The following is a 25089-nucleotide window of genomic DNA, read 5'->3' on the forward strand; positions in this document are numbered from 1 at the left end:
CAATTAAATAAAGCGTTCCAATTCTGGTTTGGTTCATTAACAACTAATCGTGCTGGTTTACAACAAGCAGCTGAAGAAGATATTTTAACAACTGTACATTTTAGAAACTTTAATGTAGAGTTTGAAGAATTACCTGCTTAATTACATTATTTATTCAAAATAGGGCACTCATTTGAGTAGCCCTATTTTTTATTATATCGTATAAATTTATTTGTGATATTTAAACATAAATTAAATAAAAATGTTATAAAACGTTACAAAATGTTTCACTTTACATAAAAATGTTGTATAATTGTGCATGTACACAAAAATAATATATTTTAATATGGGGTAGAAATATGAAACCGATAGTAAGATTTAAAAGTATTAATATTAAAAACATTAAGAATGTTAAAGAAGGTAAAATTGTATTTCCTGATTATAATCCTGAAGCGGAAATTAGAAATAACATTCTTGGGATTTATGGCCAAAATGGATCTGGGAAAACAACAATCGTTAATGGTTTTAGAATAATTCAACTTTTATTTGCTGGAGTTTCAATTGCACCAGCTTTATATCTGTGTACTGTCAATACTTTATCAAGTGCAATTGATGTCGAGTTAACAATTCATGGTGACAATTATCAACTTTTAGTAGGTTATACTGTTAAATTCTCTAAGCTTGGTAAGATTGAAGAAACGTTAACTTATACTGATGTATTAACTAATAAAAAATCAAAAGTGTATTATTCTGAAGAGACTGTTCAAAAAGAACAAGTATTTAATCCGTTAAATAGAAACGTCGATTTTGGTGTAAATAGAAACACGATTGTAAGTTATCTTGTTAACATTCAGAAGTCGAGAAATGAATTTCAAAGTTTTTTCTTTAATGATGAATCAAAGAGTTTACTCAATGACAATTTGAAAGATGAAAATTTTAAAGAGATTATTAACATCATACCTGAGTATGCAAAAACAAAATTTTTAATCATTGATCATGCTCGTTCTGTCATGTCTGCTGTAGGACTTGAACATCCAATCAGTTTACTAATTAATGATAATGAGGGCAATAGAGTTTATACAGAGAATATTTTTAGTGGCTATAAGAATCAAAGTAACTCAAATACATTACAAAGTTTAAAAAATGGCATAACATCTGTTAATCAAGTCGTATCTCAACTGATTCCAAACTTTCAATTTCAAATTAAGAACGAAAAAAGGATTCCGAATCCATTGGAAGAAATATATGAGTTTGATTTTTTGGCAAGTAGAGATGGCATGGAATTTCCTTATTCGTTTGAATCTGATGGTGTAAAAAGTTTAGTCAGTTATATAGCATGTTTAATTCATATGTATAATCAAGAAGATGTTATTGTAATTATTGATGAATTTGATTCATCTATATTTGAGTATCTATTAGGTGAACTACTTCAAGTTGTTAAACAAGGAAGTAAAGGCCAATTCGTATTTACGTCTCACAATCTTAGAGCATTAGAAGTGCTAGATACTAAAGATGTTTGGTTCACAACAACAAATCCAGATAATAGATATATTCAATTTACAAATATTAAAAATAATCATAATTTACGAGATGTGTATTATCGCACAATTCAACTTGGTGGTCAAAAAGAAGAGGTATATAAAGCCTGCGATCAAGCAGAAATTAGAAGAGCTTTTTCTAAGGTGTAAATTATGAAAAAAGTTTGGATGTTCGTCGTTGAGGGAGATAGTGAAGAAATCTCTTTAGATATTATTATTAAACATTATTTTGGAGTAGATAAATCAATTAGATTTTTAGTTATGAATGCAGATGTAGTTGCTGATAAAAGCCCTGAAACTAAACTGATAAATCGAATTGAAAATGAATTGAATGTTTATAAATTGCGATTAAATGATTTAGAAAGAATTATTCATATAGCTGATGTTGATGGATGTTTCATCAATGAATCTTCAATTATTGAGATTCCAAATTCTAAAATTGAATACAAGACCGACACTATTGAATGTTCAAATAAAATAAGCATAAAATAAGAAAGGCAGAGGATTTTTCCAATAGTTATGCAGATAGAATTGCTGATTTTATCGTACTAACTAGAGGCCTAACTTTAGGGTTAACAAGGGATGAATTACTAATATGGTTACAAAAAGATACGAATTCATTAAAAAAGGCATCAAATATCTACTATCTTTTTGATGCAGGGGTATTAAATGAAAATTAATAAAGAAAATGCATTTAAATTTTGGGAATCTATCTATGGAAATCAAGTTCTTGTTGCTGATTGTTTTGGGTCTTTAATGTATAAAATGGATTATGGTGATTTTAAAACCATGCGTAGTTATAAAGATGGTAACTATAATTTTGGTTGGACAATTGATCATATCCTTCCCATAAAGTTAGGGGGCACTGATGATAATAATAATCTTGAACCGATGCATTGGGAGAATAATCAAGCAAAAGGTGATCACAATGTATTTGTGATAGATGGAGTTACATATGCAGTATATCGTTGTAAAATGACGGTAGATGGCTATAGAGGATACGGTATTATTAATCAACAAACTGGTAAAAGAATTGATTGGAAGGCCGCGACAAATAAACATTTTTAATTTGTACTTAGAAATGGGGCACTCATTTGAGTAGCCCTATTTTTTATTCCTATTTAGTTGTAAATATCTTAAAAAGATATATAATCAATATGTCATAAAAAATATACATGATGAGAAGCGTTGTAGGTGATACATATGTTTGATAAAAAGAATAACCCGGATCAAAAAGTCCTGGATGCTTTAAACAAAGCAATCAAGAAGTTTAAAGCCAAATTGAAATTCCAATTTTATGATGTTTCACCATTCAAAAAAATAGCTAATGATGAGGTCGTTCAAGTCGTTTTACTGTATGTCTCTCAAATGACTAATTACTACCATAAAATCTATATTTTAAGTGCACTTGGTAAACATGAATTAAGCAGTGCAATTCCATATATAGTTAATACTTATAATAACTTTGTTAATACACAGTATAGTTCTGCTCAAGATGAAATTTATATCGAATATCTATTTGAAACAATTGCTAAGATGAACGCATCAGAATACTTAGATGCTTATAATAAGTTATTCCAAATGAAAATGACTCCAGCATTTGAAAAATTTATTAAAATGTTAGATAAACAAAAAGTTTTAGCATTAACAGAAGTTATTTACCGCTTATTTAAAAAAGAAAACTTTATTCCAAAAGAATGGGTCGGTAAAAAAGAAGAAGAAAAGCGATACTGGGTTTCATATAGCATACTTAAGTATCTAGTTAATCGAAAAGATCCTAAATACAGAAAACTCTTTGAAGAATTAATTGAGGAAGAAAGATATGATTGGTTACAGTATTCAGATTCTGTATATCGTGATGATATTGTAAAATCATTTACTGCTAAGATTAAACAAGCTGCTAAAGACGGCATTGAAAAATTAAGATAACACATAAAATGCACCTATTAAAGGTGCATTTTCTTTTATATACAGTATAAATCAACAATATTTTCCATCATAAACTTTTCTTTATTGGTTAGAACAATCAATTGTTTAATCACATCAACCTTTGCAATATAGCCTTCATATGGATAAATATAACCATCTTCATAATGTTTAATTTGAATGGGTTTATTGTTTGATACGGCATCCTCTAATGCGTGATTGATTTCATCAATCTTATCATCAAGTAGGACTGGTTTAGGGATTTTACCTTGGTTATACTTAATTCTAGCAAGTATTTCCGAGAATCCTGCTAAACCATCGAATGGTTGCCACTTAATGATGCCACGATCAATATAACTCATTTATTGTGACCTCCAATCATACCATTTCTTGCAATAATGGTTGATTCAGCTTTTAATGCTGAACCACGTAGTGCTGCATTTTTACCAAAACGATGCTTAATTGAATCAATAGTCGCTTGGAGTTTAGTTTCTTTTTCTAATGATACTGAATCTTCAAAAATAGAGTATTGATAGAAGTTGTCAGATTCTTGTAAACCGCCTAATGAAATGCCAACCACTCGAATTGGATAACCAAGATAGAACCTGTCAAAAAGGTCTAGACAAGCTTGATAAATGGTTGTTTCATTATGGGTTGCTTGATCTAATGTAATCTGTCTTGAAAAGCCACCATTAAAATGTTTGGAGTAACCAACTGATAGATGAATTGTCTTACATTTCTTTTGATGGATTCTAAGACGTCTCGTAACTTCATCTACCATCTCTAAAATAATGGTTAGAATTTCATCTGCCATGTAATCTCTAAATAAGACTTGATTGGCACTAAATGATTTAGCTTTTGAGCGAAGTTTCCATTTATCTTGAATTAAACTCATATCAATACCGTGAGCATGATAGTATAACTCTTCGCCAATGACGCCAAATACTTGTTTTAAGCGTGCTTTGTCATAGTGGGCTAAATCATATACAGAATAGATACCAAGCTCGTTTAAATTGGATTCCATGCGTGAACCAATGCCCCAAATTTCAGAAAGTGGTGTAATTGGCCAAAGTTTAGTAGGAACATCAAGATATGACCACTCTCCAATATAATCAGGACTTTTTTTAGATTCGATATCTAAAGCAAACTTACTCATTAACATGTTAGGTCCAATGCCACAAGTAGCATATAATCCTAACTTATCTAAAATTCTTTTTAAAATCTTTTGAGCAAGTTCTCTAGCGGTTAGATTATAACGTTTAAGGTAGAAGGTGACATCTAAGAAAGATTCATCAATTGAATAAACGTAAATATCATCGAAAGAGACAAACTCTAAATAAGTTTCAATAACTTTTTCAGAGTACTCCATATAGGTTGCCATACGAGGTTTAGCAAAGATAATATCTAAATTCTCAGGAATTTCAAAAATACGGCAACGTGAGGGAATTCCTTTAGATTTTAAATAAGGGGTTACTGCTAAAACGATAGAACCACCACCACGTCCTTTATCAGCAACAACTAAAGGTGTAGTGAATGGATCTAGTCCACGAAGGACACATTCAACAGAAGCATAAAAAGACTTCAAGTCGATACAAAATATGGTGCGATTAATTTGGTAGTCTTTCATGTTTTCCATTTCATGGGTCCTCCTTTGGGAACTTATTATATAACCATTTTTTTGATGTAAGACACTGAAAAAACATGAAAGGAAAAACATAAAAAATGGTTACACCTAAAACGGCATAACCAACAAATTAAGTCGGATTTAATTTTATAATTACATAAAAAGCATTTACATTTCTTCGATTAAATCAATATCGTTAACGGTGGGAGAACCCACACGTTTTGAAACCTTATACATATGTATTGTTCCTTGATAAGGTCTAAGTACTGATCTAATATCATTGGGGTCAATGTATCTAGGATTTAACCAAATCTTTTCAGTCTCAGGTGTTAAAATAACCGGCATTCTTTCATGGATTTCTTCAGTGACTTTATTGGCTTTAGTAGTGATTACTGCCACGGTATGAAGTTTCTTACCGTCACTTGTTTGCACAGTGTTCCAAACAGCAGCCATAGCAAATAGTTTTTGATCAGTTGTTATACGATAGGGTTGTTTTGTATCATCTTGACTCCACTCATAATATCCATCTGCTAAAACGACGCATCGCTGATGCAAAACGGCCTTCTTAAAGGAAGGCTTTTCAAAAATAGTTTCAGCTTTAGCATTAATAAAGCCTAATTTATCATCCGGATTAAATGATGGAACAAAGCCCCATTTCAATAATCCAATGCGATATTTTTTACCATCATGAAGAATTGAGATGATATCCATACTAGGGGCAACATTATAATTAGGTAAGTTAAAATTTGTCTCAAACTTTTCAATTTCATACTTTTTTGAAACATACGCTTGGAGTTCATCAAAAGTTACAGTAATCGTAAAACGGCCACACATTATAATCACCTCAAGATTATCTTATCACTATTTAAAATATTCATAAGACTATATGTCTTATTTTAGATGTGAACTACTAACAAAATAAAGGAAGTTTAGTGCTATAATCAAGGTATGGGAATTGAATTGATTAACATCCACGGTGTGGGAGAAACTACAGCTAGAAAATTAAAACGTCAAGGCATATGGAATACATATGACCTTGTTTCTTATTTACCAAAGAAATATCAAAACTTCGCCTTAGCAAGTTTTGATGAATTAAAACATGGTGAAATTGTTACAGTTCAAGGAATCATTTCTGGCCCGGTTGTTACAATTAAGAAAAAGGCTGTATTAACGACTACCTATATTGATGTTGATGGACAAACCATTAAACTTTTAATTTATGGTAGAGAATATTTAGGTAAAACACTGAAAGAACAAGATAAAGTTTTAGTTCAAGGGAAGTTTAATTTATTTACCAGAGAACTGAATGTAAACTACATTACAGAACGAAAAGAAGTTCCTGAAATTAAACCAGTTTACATGTTAGAAGGCATCACAGATACCCAAGTATCTAAAATCTTGGAGGCAATCTTTAATGAGGATCAAGATCAGATTTATGAAACATTGCCTAGAGAGTTAATTAGTAAATATCATCTTTTAGAACGTAAGCAAGCAATCTATAAGGCACACTTTCCAAAACATGAACAAGATATTAAAGATGCATTTCTTCGTTTTAAAAGAGAAGAGGCATTTAATCATCAATTAAGTTATTTATTTACCCTTAATCCTAAGAACGAAAGACAACCAATTCCATATAAGATTGATATGGTTAGAGACATCATTGATGGACTACCTTTCCAATTAACCTTTAACCAACAAGAAGCAGTCAATGATATCTATAAGGATTTTAAAAAGACAGAATCAAGTTACCGTTTGATTCAAGGGGATGTTGGTTCTGGTAAAACTATTGTTTCATTTTTAGGTGCTATTGGAATGATGACTGCTGGTTATCAGGTTGCTATGATGGCACCAACTGAAATACTGGCTCGTCAACACTATGAGAATTTCAGTAAATTATTTCCGGAGTTTAAGTCATGTTCATTAACGTCTTCTCTAAAAGATAAGAAAGATATTCAAAAAGATATTTTAGATGGTAAATATCAAATGATTATCGGTACTCATGTTTTAGGGATGCCTCTAACTAGATTTAATAACTTAGGTTTAGTTATCATTGATGAACAGCATAAATTTGGGGTAGAACTTAGAGATAGTTTAATTCAAAAGAGTATCACGGGCGATTTAATTTATTTAACAGCAACCCCTATTCCAAGAAGTTTATCATTAACCTTCTTTGGTGATCTAGAAGTTTCATCAATTAAGATGCGTCCAACATTTCAAAAGATAACAAAGACAATCTTCTTAAAAGAAAGAAACTATGAAGAAATTATTAGAATTCTAAAAGATACTCAAAGTAAAGATGAACAAAGTTTCATTGTGGCACCAGCTATCTTAGAAAGTAAAGATAAAGACTCCGTTGAAAGTCTTTATGCTAAACTATCACCTTTCTTTAATGAACAAGACTTTTATGTTATTCATGGAAAGATGAGTAGTGATGATATTGAACTTGTGATGAGTCGTTTCATTGAAAATAAAAAAGGTATTTTACTTTCAACAACCATTATTGAAGTTGGTATTGATGTAAAAAATGCTACCACCATGTTAATTGTTGGTGCAGATGCCTTTGGCCTCTCACAACTGCATCAATTAAGAGGCAGAATTGGCCGAGGAGAAAAACCAGGCACATGCTATATTGTTTCAGAAAAACAAGACTCAGAACGTCTTAATTTCTTTGAACAAACAACGGATGGTTTCTTACTTTCTGAGTATGACTTAAAACTTCGTGGACCAGGCATATTTTCAGGTGTTCTACAAAGTGGACAAGTTAAATTTAACTATTTAGATTTTTCAAGCGACTTAAAGATTTTAATTGAAATGAAAAATGATGCTAAGTATTACTTAAAAAAATTAGATAAGTACCCGTATTTAAAAAAGAGAATAACAAATATAGTGATATAATCAATTTAGTAGAAAAGAGGAATGAAGTTATGATACGTTTAGCAATCGACGGTATGGGTGGAGATTTTGCTCCAAAAGAAATTGTTCAAGGAACCCTTACTGCTTTAAATCAATATCCTAATATTGAAGTCTTACTTTTTGGTAATAAAGAGATCATGGCTCCATATTTAAAAGAACATGAAAGATTAACTGTGGTTGATGTACCTAATTACTTTGACATGGGTGTCAAAGAGATCGGTATTGATACGCTACGTAAAAAAGATTATTCAATGATTGCAGCTATGTATGCTGTTAAAGAAGGTAAGGCAGATGCGTTAATTTCTGCTGGTCCAACACAGGTTTTAGTCTTTGGTTCACAATTTATTATTAAACCTCTAGAAGGGTTTGAGCGTTGTGCAATTGCACCACTTATTCCATCACTAGAAGGTAAACCTACCTATTTATTAGACGCTGGTGGAAATATCAATACAAAACCAGAACATATGTTAGGTAATGCAATTTTTACAAGTGTTGCCTTAAGAGAAGTTTATGGTGTAAAAGATCCAAAAGTAGCCTTAATTAACATCGGTACTGAAGTTGGTAAAGGTCGTGATTTAGATAAAGAAGCATACGAACTATTAGCAAACCATGAAGCAATTAATTTCTATGGCAACTTAGAACCAAAAGAAATCTTAGATTCTGATGCTCAAGTATTACTATCAGATGGTTTTACTGCTAACATCGTGATGAAAACGATGGAGGGTACAGCTAAAGCAATGGGTAAAATGTTGAAGCGTGAAATCAAATCAGGATTCTTCTCAATGATTGGTGCACTCTTCATGAAGAAAGCATTAAAGAATTTCAAAAAATCAATGTCTCCAGATGAAATTGGTGGTGCATTACTTGTAGGTTTAAACAAAGTAGTCATCAAAGCGCATGGTTCATCAAATGCATATGCCTTCACCAATGCTATCCGTCAAGCAAATGACATGGTAGAAAAAGATGTTATAGGAAAAGTAAAAAACGCACTAGGAAGTAAATAATGAAGACTTTATTCGAAAAACTAGGTATCACACCTAAGAATGAAGCACTATATATTCAAGCACTGACCCATTCTTCATACGCTCATGAGAATGGGACAGTGCATTATGAACGTTTAGAGTTTTTAGGTGATGCCGTCATTCAAATTATTATGAGTGACTATTTATATAAAAATGATTTAAGAGACCAAGGTGTCTTAACAAAAAAGAGAGCTCAAAGTGTTCGTGAAGAAGCATTGTTTCTCTTTGCTGAAAAAATCGAACTCTCAAAATATATCAAATTAGGTAATGGCGAACAAGGAGCTAAACAAAGTGTAGTTGCTGACGTCTTTGAGGCTATCTTTGCTGCAATCTATCTGGATTTAGGTATAGAGACTGCATTTTTAGTGTTTGAGAAAGTGGTGGTACCATATCTTCCACTTGTTGAAACACTAAAGGACTACAAAACTCAATTGCAGGAATTCATTCAACTTGAACGCAAAAGTTTAACATACCGCACAGTCAAGGTTAGTGGACCATCACATAACCCTACTTTTAAAGCGGATGTATTTTTAGAAGATGAAATTCTTTTAGGTAGTGGTACTGGGTCATCAAAAACTGAGGCCCAACAAAAAGCAGCTAAAGAAGCACTATCTAAAGTTGTAAAGGATGTGTAGACATGCTACAAAGATTATATGAAAAACAAGTCCTTGAAATTGACGGACTTTTAACTCAAGAAAGTAAAAGACTTAAACTATCACCAAATGAATTAGTAGTTTTAAAGACTTTATTTGGGATGTATAAAAAGAGAGTCTTTTCAATGTCTGCCATTGCTAAAAAAATCGAATTATCCTTAGATGATTTAGCTAAATCAGTTGATCTATTAACAACTAAAGGATTTATCTCGTTTTCATTAGAAACAAGAAATGAAAAACAAGTCGAAGTTTTCGACTTAAGTGGCACTTTTGAAAAACTAACCAATCTTTTAGACAGTGACATCAAAGAAGCTAAAAAAGCTAAATATGATACTTTAATCTCACAAACCATTGAACGTCTAGAACAAATACTAGGCAGAACCTTATCAGCACTTGAACTTGAAATGGTTCGTGCTTGGTATGAAGAAAATTTATATACACATGAATTAATAATCTCTAAGATTAATGAACACCAAGACTCTGGACGATTCTCAGTTAAATTCTTAGAACGTACATTGACTCAAACAAAGCTAAAAGCTCAACCTGTAGACGAAGCTGCTGATCGTGCAATTGATGAAATCTTTAAGGCGATAAAATGACGAAGTCTCAAGCGATTTTCTTTTCTGAATATTTAGATGAGCTTTTCCCAAATGCGGGTCCAGAACTTGTGTTTTCTAACACATTTGAGTTATTAGTGGCAGTTGTTTTAAGTGCTCAAACTACCGATATTGCAGTAAACAGGGTGTCAAAACCGCTGTTCAGGGGTTTTCCAACCCCAAATGACCTGGCGAATGCTAAAATCGAGGACGTTGAAAATATCATCAAATCCATCGGACTTTATAAGATGAAAGCGAAGCATATTATCAACTTATCCCAAATTTTAGTCAGTAAGCATAACGGAGAAGTTCCAGGTAATAGAGAAGATTTAGAAGCACTTCCAGGTGTTGGTAGAAAAACTGCAAACGTGGTCTTGTCCAATGCTTTTAATATTCCTGCATTTGCAGTTGATACACATATTCAAAGAATATCCAAACGATTAGGGATTGCCGATGATAAGGATGATCCTTATAAAGTTGAGATGAAGTTAAATGAATTATTCCCCAAGGAAACTTGGCATAAACTTCATCATCAATTAATCTTCTTTGGAAGATATCACTGTACTGCAAAGAAACCAAACTGTCATACATGTAAAATGAAAGATTTATGTCAGTACTTTAAATTAGGAATAGATTAAAATTTGTCGGAATATTTTCCGACTTTTTTATTGGCAAAATTTGGACGCATTTAACATACATAAAAAATAAAAAGGAGTCACAACATGTATATAAATATAATTAATGTTAAACACCAAATTGGATTGAGGAAACATTTACCTGAACATGGTGAAGATATTGGTTCAATGATTCGCCATCAACGAAGAAAAATGAGCCTCACCTTAGAAGAGGGTGCAGAAGGTATCTGTTCAATATCATATCTTTCAAAGGTTGAAAACAATCAAATCATTCCTAGTGACAAATATTTAGAGTTATTCCAACAAAAGTTTGAAATCTCGCTAGATAAACTGTTTGATAAGAATGATCAATTAATCATCGATTTAATTGATGCAATATTTATCAAAAATAAACAAGCATTTAGTAAAGAAGATTTTAAAGGATTTGATTATCGTTCTAAACTATTTTATCTTGCTACCTTAATTTTATTAGAACAATATCTAGATGCTAAAAAAGCCTATTTTGAGTTAAATCCATACATTAAAAACATGAATGATTTAGAACTATCGTTGTATTTATATTTATCAGCAACACTACTTGAAGATGAAGGTAGGCTTTCAGATGCCTTCACACTATTAAGAATGAATGAAGCAGAAAGCACTAACTTTAAATTAAAGATGCTCATTGAAACAAAGAAAATAATCCTAGCTTGTAAAATGGATAAACATCCTTATGTCACCATGTATTATGATGAAATATTAAGTGAATTGATTTCTCATGAGTATTATCATTTAGTGCATGAAATAAAATTTATATATTTATCGTATATGACACAATTCTTCGATCAAAAAAAACTTTTTAATGAATTAGAAAAATCATTAAATATTACCGCAGAACAAAGAAACTATTTATTAATAAATTATTTATATCGCACCAATGAATTTAATAAATCAGAACAATTGTTAGAAGAAATACATTTTACTAATTCAAGAACTTATCTTTTAGCATCGATTATCTTAAATCGATTAAATAAGAAAGAGAAAATCAAAACATTACTACAACATAAAATAGATACTAATAACGCACATGAAAGACTAATTATTGAATATTTAAAACTAAAACATGTTGAAAATAGTAGTCATTTGGATCAATTTATTCGTATTAAAATACTTAAACAATATGAACTTGCAGACTCAAAAGATATCTTGATGTTTTGGTATGAAGAAGGTGTAAATACCTTTAAAAAAGGAGGTTATTATAAAGACGCTACAATACTTTGTGAGATGGTCATTGATAAAATAAACACTTTAGCAACACTTCGTGATTGAAAATGAAAATTCTTATGATAGAATTAAAAGTGGAGCAATTGAATATTTGATTGATCAGAACTAATGAATAGGAGGTATAGAAATGTCAGGAATCATCAAAACCATTAAACTATTCATTATAGGTGATAGCCTACTTTAGGGCTTATAAAACTTATAATGAAAGAACGTAATTTTTTATATGTAATTACCCTTCTTTCATTTTAGAAAACTTTTTTAAGTTGACTTTTTAAACGAGGGGTAACTCTCGTTTTTTATTTATCTAAGACTCAAAGGAGATTCGTCATGAAAAAGATAAAATCATTATTTAAATTAACAAAAGGACATCTTTGGGGTTATTTATTACTCATACTTTTAGTTGTATTCCATCGCTTTAGTTATTCATTCGTACCTTTATTCACACAATATCTAATTAGAGCTTTATCAATTAACTTAGGGACACCCACAGATATTGATCCAGTAAACTTCCCACCATTCTTACTTGAATTCTTTGGATCAGGTGAGACTTTACTACAAACTGCAATGTATGTTGCAGTAACGCTGATTGCTTTCCAAACATTTAGATACTTATTAATGTTTGTAGAAGGTTATGTACAGGGGAATATCCAAGAAACCGTAGCAAAAGACTTAAGAGTTAAATTGTATGATCACATTCAAAACTTAAGTTATAAGTATCACAATAATGTAGACACAGGAGATTTAATTCAAAGAGTTACATCAGATGTGGAAACTACAACAAACTTTATTGTCGTTCGTTTAATGGAAATGATCGGTTTAGTGGCAACACTATTATCTGGTATCTATCAAATGTCTTTCATCAATCAAACGATTATGTGGCTATGTATTGCAATCCTACCAGTTTATGCTGTGTCATCGATTATTTACTTTGTTAAAGTCGAAAAAGTATTTACTAGAGTAGAAGAAAAAGAATCGGCAATGATGACAGTTATTCAAGAAAACGTTCAAGGGACTAAAGTCGTTAAGGCGTTTGCTAATGAGAACTATGAAATTGCTAAAATGGAAGAGAAAAACCAAGACCACACAGAAGCAAACATTAAAGCAAACACAATCGTTGCGGCCTATTGGGGAGCGATGGACTTTGTTTCATTATTACAATATTCAGCAATCACAATTTTATGTATTGAATTGGTAAGAAATGGTACGATGACAGTGGCATCTGTAGTCGCAACCTTAATGTTGTTAGGTCTTCTAGTATGGCCTATTAGAGGCCTTGGCCGTTTAATCAATGACTTCTCAAAAGCATCAGTTGCTATTGGTCGTATTGACCATATCTTTGAACAAGTTTCAGAATATGAAGTTGATGGTACTTTAGAACCTGATATTCAAGGGAACATTAAATTTAGTCATGTATATTTCAAATTCGATGATGATAAAGACTATTTATTAAAAGATGTTTCATTTGAAATTAATATAGGTGAAACAGTTGCCTTCATTGGCAAAACAGGTTCAGGTAAATCAACAATCATTAATATCTTAATGCGTATGTATGATTACGAAGGTTCAATCACGATTGATGGTGTTGAATTAAAAGATATTAAGAAACGTCATATTAGAAAGTATATTGGTGCAGTCTTACAAGATCCATTCTTATATTCAAAAACAGTGTTTGAAAACATTGCAATTACGAATAGAAATGCAAGTAATGAAGATGTTAAAAATGCAGCATCAATTGCGTCATTAGAAAAAGATATTCATACCTTCAAGCAAGGTTATGAAACAAAAGTCGGTGAAAAGGGAACTACCCTTTCAGGTGGTCAAAAACAAAGAGTTGCTATCGCTCGTGTACTTGTCAGCGAAAAGCCAATTCTTGTGTTTGATGATGCACTTTCTGCGGTTGATAACAGAACCGATGTAATGATTAGACAAGCATTAAATGCAAAGACATATAAATCAACTAACTTAATCATTACCCACCGTATTACAACTGCTAAAGAAGCAGACAAAATTATTGTGATAAACCATGGTACGATTGAAGCAATCGGTCGTCATCAGGATTTATCTATACAAGAAGGTTTATATAAATCGCTATGGGGTATTCAAGGTAAACTTGAAGCCGAGTTTTTAGCGATGTTGAAAGAAGGTGAAACTCATGCAGAATAATTTTAATGAAGAAGAAGCAATCAAGAAGATTGAGTTCTCTGTTTGGGTTAAGCTGTTCAAAGTTATCTTAAAATCTAAAAAGAATTTAATTTTAATGTTAGTGTTCGTTATTATGCTTGCAACGCTTGATACATTAACAACAGTCATGAATCAATATGCGATTTCTCACTTTATTACAGAATCTGGAGCAGATTTTTCTACTTATCCATTATTTATTGCAGGCTCTATTTTACTTGTTATTGGGTTTGCAGTATCTGTATATGGATTCATCAAAAATGGTGGTATTATTGAGGCTCAAGTCAACTACCAATTAAGAAAAGAAGCATTTGAAACACTTCAAAAATTACCATTTTCTTATTATGATAAAACGCCCCATGGTTGGATTATGGCACGTATGACATCTGACTCAAGAAAACTATCAAACGTTATTTCTTGGGGCTTAATTGATGTGGTATGGGCAGCCTTAATGATGCTTGCAACACTAGTTATTCTTTATTTATACAACTGGCAATTAGCATTAATTGCAACTGCAGCTGTCCCTATTATGTTTGGTGTGTCATTCTTCTTTAGAAAGAAAGTGTTACATAGACACCGCGAAGCAAGATTTTATAACTCAGAACTAACAGCTAAATATAACGAAGGATTCCATGGTGCTAAAACATCGAAGTCACTTGTTATTGAAGACCAAAACTTAATGGAGTTTGATGAAACTGCTAATCAAATGCGAAGATCGTCAATTAAAGCCGTTATGTGGAGCTCAATGTTCTCATCTATTCTTTTATTCTTATCTTATGGAACAGTATCAATTATCATGTATCAAGGTACATCATTTACAATTGATGGTGTGATTGATATTGGTATTTTATATCTATTCATTCGTTCAGTAACCAATTTCTTTGAACCAGTACAAGTAATGACAAACTTCATTTCTCAACTTCAACAAGCTCAAGCATCAGCAGAACGTATTCTAGAATTAATTCATACCGTACCTGAAATCGATGATAAAGATGAAGTTAAAGAAGTTTACGGTGACTGGTTTAATAAAAAAGAAGAAAACTGGGAAGATTTAAAAGGTGATATCGAATTTAAGGATGTCACATTCTACTACAATCCAAACGAAATTATTTTAGATCAATTTAATCTAAAAATTAAAGCTGGACAAAGTGTAGCTCTTGTTGGTCACACTGGTTCTGGTAAAACTACAATTGTTAACTTAATTTCAAGATTCTATGAACCAAAAGATGGTCTTATCCTTATGGATGGTAAAGATTATAAAGACCGTTCGATTTCTTGGTTACACTCAAAATTAGGTTACGTCTTACAATCACCACAATTATTCTCAACAACCATTAAAGAAAACATTAGATATGGTAGACTTACTGCAACTGATGAAGAAGTTGTTGCAGCAGCTAAGGCAATTGGTCTTGATCAATTCATTCAAACACTTGAAAAAGGATATGAAACACATGTTGGTGAAGGTGGTAACCTCTTATCCATGGGTCAAAAACAATTAATTTCATTCGCAAGAGCGATACTTGCAGACCCTAAAATCCTAATTTTAGATGAAGCAACATCTTCAATTGACAGCGAAGCTGAACGTTTAATTCAAGATGCTACTGACCATTTATTAAAGGGTCGTACGTCATTAATCGTTGCACACCGATTATCAACTATCGTTGATGCTGACTTAATTGTTATGCTAGAAGGTGGTAAGATCAAGGAAATGGGTACACACACTGAGCTATTAAAACAACGTGGTGCATACTTTGAACTATACCGAAACCAATTCTTAGCAGAAAAAGAAAAGAGTTACGAAGAAGCAATTGAAAATATATAATAATGAAACTGTCCTTTAAAAGGGCAGTTTTTTATTTTCAAAAAGAATAATAACGATTTTTTCACTACTATAGTATGAGGTGAAAATTATGTTTAAACTTTTCGTGGTAACTGTGAATCTTGCCGTCGCGTGGTTTAATACAACCATAGAAATACCATTAGGTGATTCTGTTGAGCAACACAAAACAGAACCATATGCAATTTTGTATATTGATGATAAAGAAGTCACTGACCCTGCGATGTATTATGATTATGAGGCTTGGACTTCATCGCTTAGAGTAATTAACACCAATGTTATCGGTGAATATCATGTACTATATCGTGTTTACTTTCCAAAGTACGGTATATCATCAGAAGAAACTATTACCTTTAGAGTGGTGGATAAAATTAATCCTGTCATTCATGCAGATAAAGATTTATATTTTGATGTAGGTACGAAACTTCCAGACTTTAAATTATTTGTTTCTTATGAAGATAACTATGATGATTTTGAAGGGTTAACATTAAGTATTGATTCATCTAGAGTGAATATGGCTGCACTTGGAACTTATCCATTAACTTTTAAAGTGAAAGATCGTAGCGGAAATCAAACGCTTTTTACATCAAATGTCCACATTGTTGATGAAACAAAACCAATCATTACGCAAAAGAAAGAAGTCATCTTATCCATTAATGAGACGTTAGAACTGGATAAATACTTTACAGTAACAGATAACTACGATAAGGTTATAAAAATTAAATTAGAAAACGAAATTGATACCAGTGTGGTTGGAAATTATACTGCAAGAATTACTGCAACTGACCAATCAGGAAACACATCTAGTTACTTATTTGAAGTGACTGTGATTGATGATGAACCACCAATGATTCGACTAATTACTAACAAAATAACGATAAATTATAAAGATGTATTAACGCTTAATGACCTAAAAAACTATATTGAATATGTATCTGATAATGTGGATGAATTATTTATGGATGATGTCAAAATAGAATCAGGTATACGTTCTAATTTCCTTGGTACATACGAAGTAAGATATCAAGTTAGAGATTCATCAGGACTACTTGGACAAGCTATTTTACAAGTTATTGTTGCAGATTTAGAAGCACCAACGATGGATGTCATATCAGATTTAGAGTTTGAAGTTAACACATTAGAACCATACATTTATGACTACTTAAAAATTGAAGATAATTATGACTTATATAATAAACTTAACATCACAATATCGGGCAAAGTATCTATGGATAAAATTGGAGAATATCGCTTAATAATCACAATTAAAGATACTTCAAAGAATGAAGCAACATACCCAGTTGTTGTTAAAGTTGTTGATCAAACAAAGCCTGAAATTGAACTTTTAAAAGAGATTGTCATTAGGAATTTTATTAAACCTAATTATCGTGATTATTTAAAGATTACGGATAATTATGATAAGGAAATTGAACTTAAAATAAATGATCAAAATGTAGATTATGAAAAGATTGGTACTTACATGGTAGAAGTTTCTGCCAAAGATAAATCAGGAAATGAAATGATTCAAAAGGTTGAAGTGAAAGTTATTGATGATCAATCCCCAGAGATTATTCTTAGCAATAACATTTCATATATTAACTATTTTGATCAAATCAATTTAAAATCCTTCATTGATGAAATCCATGATAACTATGATAAAAATCTTTCAAAAGATGATGTTTCAATTACAACAGATTTGGATACATCCAAACTAGGACTTTATGAAGTTATATACCAAATAACTGATAGTTCTCATAATATCGGTGAAAACTCAATTTATATTTATGTTGTTGACTATAATCTGCCTGAGTTAACAATTAAACCAATTACGTTAAGAGAGAGCGAACATTTTAATATCCATGATTTTGTAAGTGCGTATGACGATTATGATGGAGACATCTCAAATATGGTTAGAATGTCACCATCCTATATACCAACCAATTTACCAAACCTGTATGAAGTAACCTTTTACGTACATGATTCAAGTGGGAACTTAGCTCAAGAAAAAGTTACGATTGAAGTTCAAGAGAAAGATCTCTTAAAAGACTATCTAATTTATGGGATTGGTCTATCATTTGTTATAATTGGTGGTGTTTTATTTTATTATTTCAATAATAAACGTGCTAAATTTTAGTTTTTTATGTATAATTTAAGATGTATATATGAAGGGAATTAGATCATGGCAATTCTTGTAGTTTATTGGACTGGTACTGGTAACACTGAGATTATGGCTGAAAAAATCCATGAAGGTATTCAATCTGTTGGAGTTGAAGCTGAATTAAAGATGATTGACCAAGTAAGTCCGGAAGAAATCTTAAATTATGATAAAATCGCATTTGGCTGTCCATCAATGGGCATTGAAGAACTCGAACCGGATGAATTTTTACCTTGGTATGAAGAAGTAGAAGGTTATCTTGGTGATAAACTAATCGCTGTCTTTGGTTCATACGGATGGGGTGAAGGTGAATGGATGGATGCTTGGCACGAACGTATTCGTGAACGAGGCCAAAATCTATTTGAAGAAGGCATCAGAATTAGTTCAACACCATCTTCTAAAGAAGCACAAGAGTGCTTTGAATTTGGTCAACGTTTCGCAAAAGCATAAAAAGGATTGTAATATCCTTTTTTCATATCCTGATATTGTATAATTTAGTTAAGGTGAAATAAATGTTTGGTGTTCTTTATATTCAAAGTGAATATAGTATGTTAAACTCAACGCTTAAATTAGAAGCGTTATTTAACCTTGCAAAAGCACATGGATATGATGCAATACCTTTAGCTGATGATACCAATTTACATAGCTTATATAAATTTTTAAAACTTGCTAAAAATGAAACAGTAAAACCTATTGTAGGGGTTAAGATATCAACTGTAATAAAAAACGATTCAATTGATTTATTAGCATATGCAACAAATGATTTAATGCTCGAAAAATTAATTGAACTTTCTACTAAACTTGCTTTAGATAAATCACTAGAATATGAAGCAGTTGAAATACTTTTAAAAGATCTGATTGTTGTATTACCAACAAATCAAAAACTATTCTTAAATGATGAATTAAAATTAGATGATGTAGAAAACTTACTGCTTATTTTAAAATCGTCACTTAAGAAATACTATTTAGGTGTTTCACTTCAAAATGAAAAATTAATTAATGAAGTTTCACCATCACTTTATAAACTAGCTAATAGTTTAAAAATTCAAAGTCTTCCGGTTCATCAAACTAACTATCAAAATGATGATGAAAAGATTACTTATGAATCCTTAAAAGAAATTGAATCAGGCATCAAAGATTTCAGTAATTTGGATCAATCATTTAAATCGAAAAATGACTTATTAAGGCTATTTAAAGATTATGAAGGTATTTTCGATAACTTTAACAACGTATTTAAAGATACCAACTATAACTATTTAAATAATAAGTTTGATATGCCTAAATTTCCTACTAAAGATCAAACGCCAAGCGATGTATATTTAAAAGCTTTAGCAGAAAAAGGGCTCGAACGAAGAATCATCCAAAATAAAATCAAAGATAAAAAAGTTTATGAAGAAAGACTTAAAGAAGAATTAGATGTCATCAATATGATGGGCTATCCTGATTACTTCTTAATCGTCTATGATTTCGTAAGATTTGCAAAAACTAATGACATCTTAGTAGGGCCAGGTCGTGGTAGTGCAGCCGGATCACTAGTTGCCTATTCAATTGGAATTACTGATGTTGACCCGATAAAGTATGATTTATTATTTGAACGTTTCTTAAATAAAGAACGTCAAACAATGCCTGATATTGACCTTGACTTTCCCGATAACAAACGTGATTTAGTTATTGAATATGTTAAGAATAAATACGGGAAACATCATGTGGTTTCAATTTCAACATTTACGTCATTTGCATTCAAATCATCTATTAGAGATATTGGAAGAATAATGAAACTAGAACCATCAAGAGTTTCAGCCATTATTAAAAGTGTTGAATCAAACAGATTAGATACATCTGACTTAGAAGCAGTAAAATTAATTAAAGTTGCAGAAAAACTTGAAGGTTTACCAAGACAAACTGGTACCCATGCAGCAGGTATTATTTTATCTAAAGAAGATTTAACTAAATATGTACCGCTTCAGTCTGGACCTCATGATATGTTACAAAGTCAATTTGAAGCATCTGATTTAGAAGCACTAGGATTCTTAAAGATTGATTTCTTAGGATTAAGAAACCTAAGTATTATTGATGATGTCTTAAAGTCTGAAGGCATTGATTTAAAGATTAATGATATTCCACTAGATGATAAAGAAACTTTTGAAACGCTAAAACGAGTAGAAACTACAGGTATTTTCCAATTAGAATCACCGGGAATGAAAAATGTTATTGGTAAATTAAAACCAAGTGATTTTGAGGATATTGTAGCCCTCTTAGCTTTATTTAGACCAGGGCCATTAGAATTTATTGATACGTACATTAAACGCCGTCATGATGGGGTTTTTGATTCAGTTGATGCTTCAATTGATGATATTTTAAAACCTACATTTGGTATTATTGTTTATCAAGAACAAATTATGAAAATTGCTCAGGTTTTTGCAGGATTTACGCTTGCTGAGGCAGATTTATTAAGAAGAGCGATTGCTAAAAAAGATGAAGAACTTTTAATGAAGGAAAAGCAGCGTTTTATCTTTCGTGCAGTTTCCAATGGTAAAGATGAAATTGTTGCTAGAAAAATATTTGAATATATTGAACCATTTAAAGATTATGGATTTAACCGTAGTCACTCAGTAGCATATGCACTTTTAGCTTATCAAATGGCTTATCTAAAAACACATTACTTTAGAACATTTATGGCTGTTTTAATGAGTAGTGTTGTTTCTAATAAAGATTTAGTTTTTAGTTACATAGATGAAGTTAGAAGTAAAATGATTCCATTCTATAAACCTGATGTAAACGTATCTGATTTAAACTTTAAAATTTACCAAGATGGTATCATTATGCCACTCACCTTAATTAAAGGAGTCGGGGTTCAAACAGTATTAGGTATTATAGAAGAAAGATCAAAAGGTGAATTTAAAGATTATCGTACTTTCAAATCACGCCTTCAAGAAGTTTTAAACAAGAAAACTTTAGAAGCATTAATCAAAGCTGGGGCACTTGATTCATTTGGTATGACACATGCTTCAATGTTACAAAATGCAAATCTTGAAACCAGTGGATTTGATAGCTTCTTAAAAGATTTCAAAGAAGCAGAAGTTGAAGAATTCTCGTTTGAAATCTTAAAAGAACATGAGAATGAAGTATATGGGTTTAATCTCTTTTATACCGATAGTGGCACATTAGATCGTCTTAAGAAGACATACGGAATTAAAGAAAGACAAAAAGATGATAACAAAATTACCACAATTGCTAAGGTTTTAAGGGTTAAAGAGATTAAAACAAAGCAAAATCAAAAAATGGCATTCATTGATTTGGATGATGGATATAAGTTTAGTGGTACAATATTCCCAAGTACTTATGAAAAGTATCAAGATTTATTAAAAGAAACATATCTCTTCATTGAAGGGACAAAAGAAGCAAAAGGCTATATTATCAATCATATAAAGAAAGTGAAGGTGTAGAAAATGCCAAATCCATTATTATTAGAAAAACTTGCACGCCTAGCTGTTAAGACTGGCGTGAATGTCCAAAAGGACCTAATCGTTGTTTTAAGAACAACAACAGAAGCAGTTGAATTATCAAGAGCAGTTGCAAAAGAAGCTTACAAAGCTGGTGCTAAGAGAGTTTACTTTATTTGGAACGATGAAAAAATTTCTCGTTACTCATATGACTATGCAACAACAGAAGCACTTGCTGAAAATCCATCATTTACAATTGATCAATACAAATACTTTGTAGAACAAGGTGCTTGTTTCATTTCAATTGTTTCACCAGTACCTCATGTATTATCAGGTGTTGATGCAAACAAATTAAATACAGTAATCTCAACATTCACTAAAGCAATTTCATTCTTCAGAGAACATACAATGGGTAATAAAACTCAATGGACCATTATTGCCGCAGCAAACAAAGATTGGGCTAAAGAATTATTCCCTGAATTAGACCCTGAAGTTGGTGTTGAAAAACTTTGGGATGCAATCTTTAAAGCTTCACGTGTTTCATTAGATTCTGACCCTGTTCAAGTTTGGGAAACACATAATGCAAATCTTGCTCGTCAAAACAAATTATTAAATGATCATAACTTTAAATCATTACACTTCAAGAACTCACTAGGAACTGATTTAGTGGTTGAACTTATTGAAGACCATGTTTGGGCAGGTGGTGCTGAACATGCTGGTAATGGTGCAGTATTCAATCCAAATATTCCAACTGAAGAATCATTTACAATGCCATACAAGTTTGGTACATCAGGTAAGGTTGTAGCAACTAAACCATTATCAAACAATGGTCAAATCATTAAAAACTTCTGGTTAGAATTCAAAGATGGTAAAGTCGTTGATTTTGATGCTGAATTTGAAAAAGAAGCATTACGTCAAGTTTTAGACTTTGATGCGAACTCAAGATACATTGGTGAGATTGCTTTAATTCCTCATGATTCACCAATTTCAAATATGAATATCTTATTCTTAAATACTTTATATGATGAAAATGCAAGTTGCCATATGGCACTTGGACGTGCATATCCTATGAATATTAAGAATGGAACATCAACACCAATTTCGGAACTAGAAAAGAAAGGTTACAACAATTCACATGTTCACGTTGACTTTATGTTTGGTTCAGCGGATATGGAAATTGTTGGTACTAAACAAGATGGTTCAAAAGTGATTGTGTTCAAAAATGGGAATTTTGTAATCTAAGGGAGCGAAAGCTTCCTTTTTTGTTGCAAATGATTTGAATATATTTCGAATTCGTAATATCATAATCCCAGTAAATATATAAACATGTTAGGAGAAAGAGAAATATGTCAATTCGTATTGGAATTATTTTAAGTTCGGTTAGAGAAGGCCGTGTTGGAGAAACTGTAGCAAATTGGGTCTTAGATCAAGCGAACAAACAAAATTTAGAAGATGTTACTTTTGAATTAGTAGATCTTAAAAATTTTGATTTACCATTCTTAGGCTCAAATGCTTCAGAATCACAAATCGCTGCAATCGGTGCTTGGAGTAAAACAATGTCATCATTTGATGGTTATGTTATTGTTACACCAGAATACAATCACGTAATCCCAGGTACTTTACAAAACGCTTTACAATTTTTAAAAGCGGAAGTTGCTAATAAATCATTAGCATTCGTAGGTTATGGTTGGATGGGGGCTACTCGTGCAATCTCAAATGCTAAAGAAATGGTATCATTCCAAGGTTTAGCAGTTGTTTCACAAGCTATCCATATTGGTTTTACAAATGACTTCCAAAAATTTGGTACACCTGAAGCAGTATTCGCACCAGGACCATGGCATAATCCAGAAGTTGTAGCACTATTTAGTCAAGTTACTAAATGGGCTAAAGCTTTACAATTAGTACGCGAAGGTAAAATCTAATTAAAATAAATTAACTACTCTATGATTGGAGTAGTTTTTTTATCAAATAAAAAATCCCAGAAATTTGGGATTTATTTTTTATGGAATAAAGACAATACAACTTGGTTCTGGTACATTAATATGTTTAACAAACTTTAATTCACCAGTTTCTGTATTTCTTGAAAAGACAGATAAGTTATTAGAGTGCATGTTACCAACAACAATGTTAGATTCATCTAATGATAAATTGAAGTCTCTTGGATGTTTTCCTTGAGTGTTGTAAATTCTTTGTTGTTTTAACATACCATCATTATTCACCAAGAAGTGAGTAATTGTATCATAACCACGGTTTGATACATATAAGTGGCGTCCATCATGAGTTAAACGGATTGCAGCAGATGAAATACCTGCAAATTGCTTATCAATTGTCCCTACTTTTTTAACAAACTCTAACTTTTCATTATAGATATAAATTTCATGTGAGTATTCAGTTAAACAATAAACAAAACCTTTATCTGAAACAACTAAGTGTCTTGGACCTACACCTTTATGTAGAGTTAAGTCCTTTTTAGAGACTAACTTACCATTTGTATCAATTTCATATGTAAAGATTGTATCAAGTCCTAAGTCAACAACAAATAATGTTTGTAGGTTAGCATTGTAGACAACTTGATGTGCATGTGATCCTGATGGATAAATAATTGTTTGTAGTTTTTTAGTGTTTGGTCCATCAAAACGATAGGTTGACATTTGACCAACATGATAGTTGGCAGTAAAGATCATATTTAGTGTTGGTTCAAACCAAATATGTGCAGGGCTGTGTGCTTCACTATGATCTTCATAAACAAGTATATTGTTTTGATAGATTTCAATCCCACCACGTGCAAGTGTGAATAAATGACCTTCGCCTAAAGTAAAGTAAGTTGGATTGAATAATCTGTTATAAAGTGTAACTTTATCATCTTCAACCTGATAGATACCTTCTGATGTATTTTTTGTATATGTTCCAACGAGTAGTTTCATATATACCCTCAACTTTCCTTATACTATTATATCATCTAAAGAAAGCATTTCACTACACTTCAACTAAAAATAAAGTATGATATAATGTAGTGGTACAAAATTGCTAGAACTGTAGGAGGTTTAACATGGCAGCAGTATACGACAAAGTAAAACAGCTAATTGTTGATGAGTTAGCAGTTGAAGAGTCTTTAGTTACTCCAGAAGCTAGATTAGTAGAAGATCTTGGAGCAGACTCAATTGATGCAGTAGAATTAATCATGACAGTGGAAGATGCATTCTCTATTGAAATTTCTGACGAAGTTCTACAAAACATCAAGACTGTAAACGACTTAGTGTCATACATCGAAAAAAAATAAATATCAATTTCCAGTAATTGGAGATAAAAGATAAAGATGCAAGTGGC

The 25089-nt window shown here is 31.5% G+C and carries 22 protein-coding genes; 18 read left to right on the top strand and 4 right to left on the bottom strand.

Translation table 11 applies throughout. The annotated features are described in order from the left end of the window. Positions 1-338 precede the first annotated feature (338 nt). From PG914_RS05745 to PG914_RS05760, 4 genes are all read left to right on the top strand, one after another. Positions 339-1667 carry an AAA family ATPase gene (locus PG914_RS05745; RefSeq protein ID WP_488822757.1) on the top strand — a complete coding sequence of 443 codons (1329 nt, stop codon included), beginning with the start codon at positions 339-341 and terminating at the stop codon, positions 1665-1667. Between the two features lie 3 nt (positions 1668-1670). Further along, a complete protein-coding gene (locus PG914_RS05750; protein ID WP_488822758.1) occupies positions 1671-2009 on the top strand; it encodes a hypothetical protein in 339 nt (112 codons plus the stop codon). Positions 2010-2186: 177 nt separating this feature from the next. Next, complete coding sequence (locus tag PG914_RS05755) at positions 2187-2585, top strand: HNH endonuclease (protein ID WP_488822759.1); 399 nt, start codon at positions 2187-2189, stop codon at positions 2583-2585. Between the two features lie 135 nt (positions 2586-2720). Continuing rightward, positions 2721-3446, top strand: coding sequence for a hypothetical protein (locus PG914_RS05760; RefSeq protein ID WP_488822760.1), 726 nt, complete (start codon positions 2721-2723; stop codon positions 3444-3446). Between the two features lie 35 nt (positions 3447-3481). On the opposite strand, the gene PG914_RS05765 is transcribed toward PG914_RS05760, so the two are convergent. The 3 genes from PG914_RS05765 to PG914_RS05775 all read right to left on the bottom strand — a co-directional run bounded on the left by PG914_RS05765 (position 3482) and on the right by PG914_RS05775 (position 5901). Further along, positions 3482-3805 (bottom strand): YolD-like family protein, encoded by a 324-nt coding sequence (locus PG914_RS05765; RefSeq protein WP_488822761.1) that lies wholly within the window; start codon positions 3803-3805, stop codon positions 3482-3484. Further along, positions 3802-5079, bottom strand: coding sequence for a Y-family DNA polymerase (locus PG914_RS05770; RefSeq protein WP_488822762.1), 1278 nt, complete (start codon positions 5077-5079; stop codon positions 3802-3804). The genes PG914_RS05765 and PG914_RS05770 overlap by 4 nt, the downstream gene beginning before the upstream one ends. Positions 5080-5235: 156 nt before the next feature. Next, the gene (locus PG914_RS05775) at positions 5236-5901 is read right to left on the bottom strand and encodes an SOS response-associated peptidase (RefSeq protein WP_488822763.1); all 666 of its coding nucleotides are present in this window, start codon (positions 5899-5901) and stop codon (positions 5236-5238) included. Between the two features lie 114 nt (positions 5902-6015). On the opposite strand from PG914_RS05775, the gene PG914_RS05780 reads away from it, so the two are divergent. The 13 genes from PG914_RS05780 (at position 6016) to PG914_RS05840 (ending at position 23684) form a co-directional block, all read left to right on the top strand. Continuing rightward, a complete protein-coding gene (locus tag PG914_RS05780) occupies positions 6016-7962 on the top strand; it encodes an ATP-dependent DNA helicase RecG (RefSeq protein WP_488822764.1) in 1947 nt (648 codons plus the stop codon). Between the two features lie 29 nt (positions 7963-7991). Continuing rightward, complete coding sequence (gene plsX / locus PG914_RS05785) at positions 7992-8984, top strand: phosphate acyltransferase PlsX (protein WP_488822765.1); 993 nt, start codon at positions 7992-7994, stop codon at positions 8982-8984. Continuing rightward, on the top strand, positions 8984-9637 hold the full coding sequence (gene rnc / locus PG914_RS05790) for a ribonuclease III (protein WP_488822766.1): 654 nt from the start codon (positions 8984-8986) through the stop codon (positions 9635-9637). Before plsX ends, rnc begins: the two co-directional genes overlap by 1 nt. Positions 9638-9639: 2 nt before the next feature. Beyond that, on the top strand, positions 9640-10254 hold the full coding sequence (locus tag PG914_RS05795) for a DnaD domain protein (protein ID WP_488822767.1): 615 nt from the start codon (positions 9640-9642) through the stop codon (positions 10252-10254). Beyond that, positions 10251-10889 carry an endonuclease III gene (gene nth, locus PG914_RS05800; protein ID WP_488822768.1) on the top strand — a complete coding sequence of 213 codons (639 nt, stop codon included), beginning with the start codon at positions 10251-10253 and terminating at the stop codon, positions 10887-10889. Before PG914_RS05795 ends, nth begins: the two co-directional genes overlap by 4 nt. Before the next feature lie 84 nt (positions 10890-10973). After that, positions 10974-12194, top strand: coding sequence for a helix-turn-helix domain-containing protein (locus tag PG914_RS05805; RefSeq protein ID WP_488822769.1), 1221 nt, complete (start codon positions 10974-10976; stop codon positions 12192-12194). Positions 12195-12476: 282 nt separating this feature from the next. After that, entirely contained in the window at positions 12477-14312 is a 1836-nt protein-coding gene (locus PG914_RS05810) for an ABC transporter ATP-binding protein (RefSeq protein WP_488822770.1), read from the top strand. Further along, complete coding sequence (locus PG914_RS05815; RefSeq protein ID WP_488822771.1) at positions 14302-16149, top strand: ABC transporter ATP-binding protein; 1848 nt, start codon at positions 14302-14304, stop codon at positions 16147-16149. Before PG914_RS05810 ends, PG914_RS05815 begins: the two co-directional genes overlap by 11 nt. Positions 16150-16237: 88 nt before the next feature. Further along, entirely contained in the window at positions 16238-18298 is a 2061-nt protein-coding gene (locus tag PG914_RS05820) for a LapB repeat-containing protein (protein ID WP_488822772.1), read from the top strand. A 45-nt stretch (positions 18299-18343) separates the two neighbouring features. After that, positions 18344-18769: a flavodoxin gene (locus tag PG914_RS05825; RefSeq protein ID WP_488822773.1), complete on the top strand. Its 426-nt coding sequence runs from the start codon at positions 18344-18346 to the stop codon at positions 18767-18769. Positions 18770-18831: 62 nt separating this feature from the next. Beyond that, positions 18832-21765 carry a DNA polymerase III subunit alpha gene (locus tag PG914_RS05830; protein ID WP_488822774.1) on the top strand — a complete coding sequence of 978 codons (2934 nt, stop codon included), beginning with the start codon at positions 18832-18834 and terminating at the stop codon, positions 21763-21765. A gap of 3 nt (positions 21766-21768) precedes the next feature. Next, positions 21769-23004, top strand: coding sequence for an aminopeptidase (locus tag PG914_RS05835; RefSeq protein WP_488822775.1), 1236 nt, complete (start codon positions 21769-21771; stop codon positions 23002-23004). Between the two features lie 104 nt (positions 23005-23108). Beyond that, entirely contained in the window at positions 23109-23684 is a 576-nt protein-coding gene (locus PG914_RS05840) for an NADPH-dependent FMN reductase (RefSeq protein WP_488822776.1), read from the top strand. 78 nt (positions 23685-23762) lie between these two features. Here the strand turns inward: PG914_RS05840 and PG914_RS05845 are convergent, their stop codons facing one another. Then, positions 23763-24686 (bottom strand): lactonase family protein, encoded by a 924-nt coding sequence (locus PG914_RS05845; protein WP_488822777.1) that lies wholly within the window; start codon positions 24684-24686, stop codon positions 23763-23765. Between the two features lie 125 nt (positions 24687-24811). Between PG914_RS05845 and acpP the strand changes: the two genes are divergently transcribed. Further along, complete coding sequence (gene acpP, locus PG914_RS05850; protein ID WP_488822778.1) at positions 24812-25042, top strand: acyl carrier protein; 231 nt, start codon at positions 24812-24814, stop codon at positions 25040-25042. The last annotated feature ends 47 nt before the right edge of the window (positions 25043-25089 follow it).

The organism is Acholeplasma sp. ORD1043 (assembly GCF_057808485.1).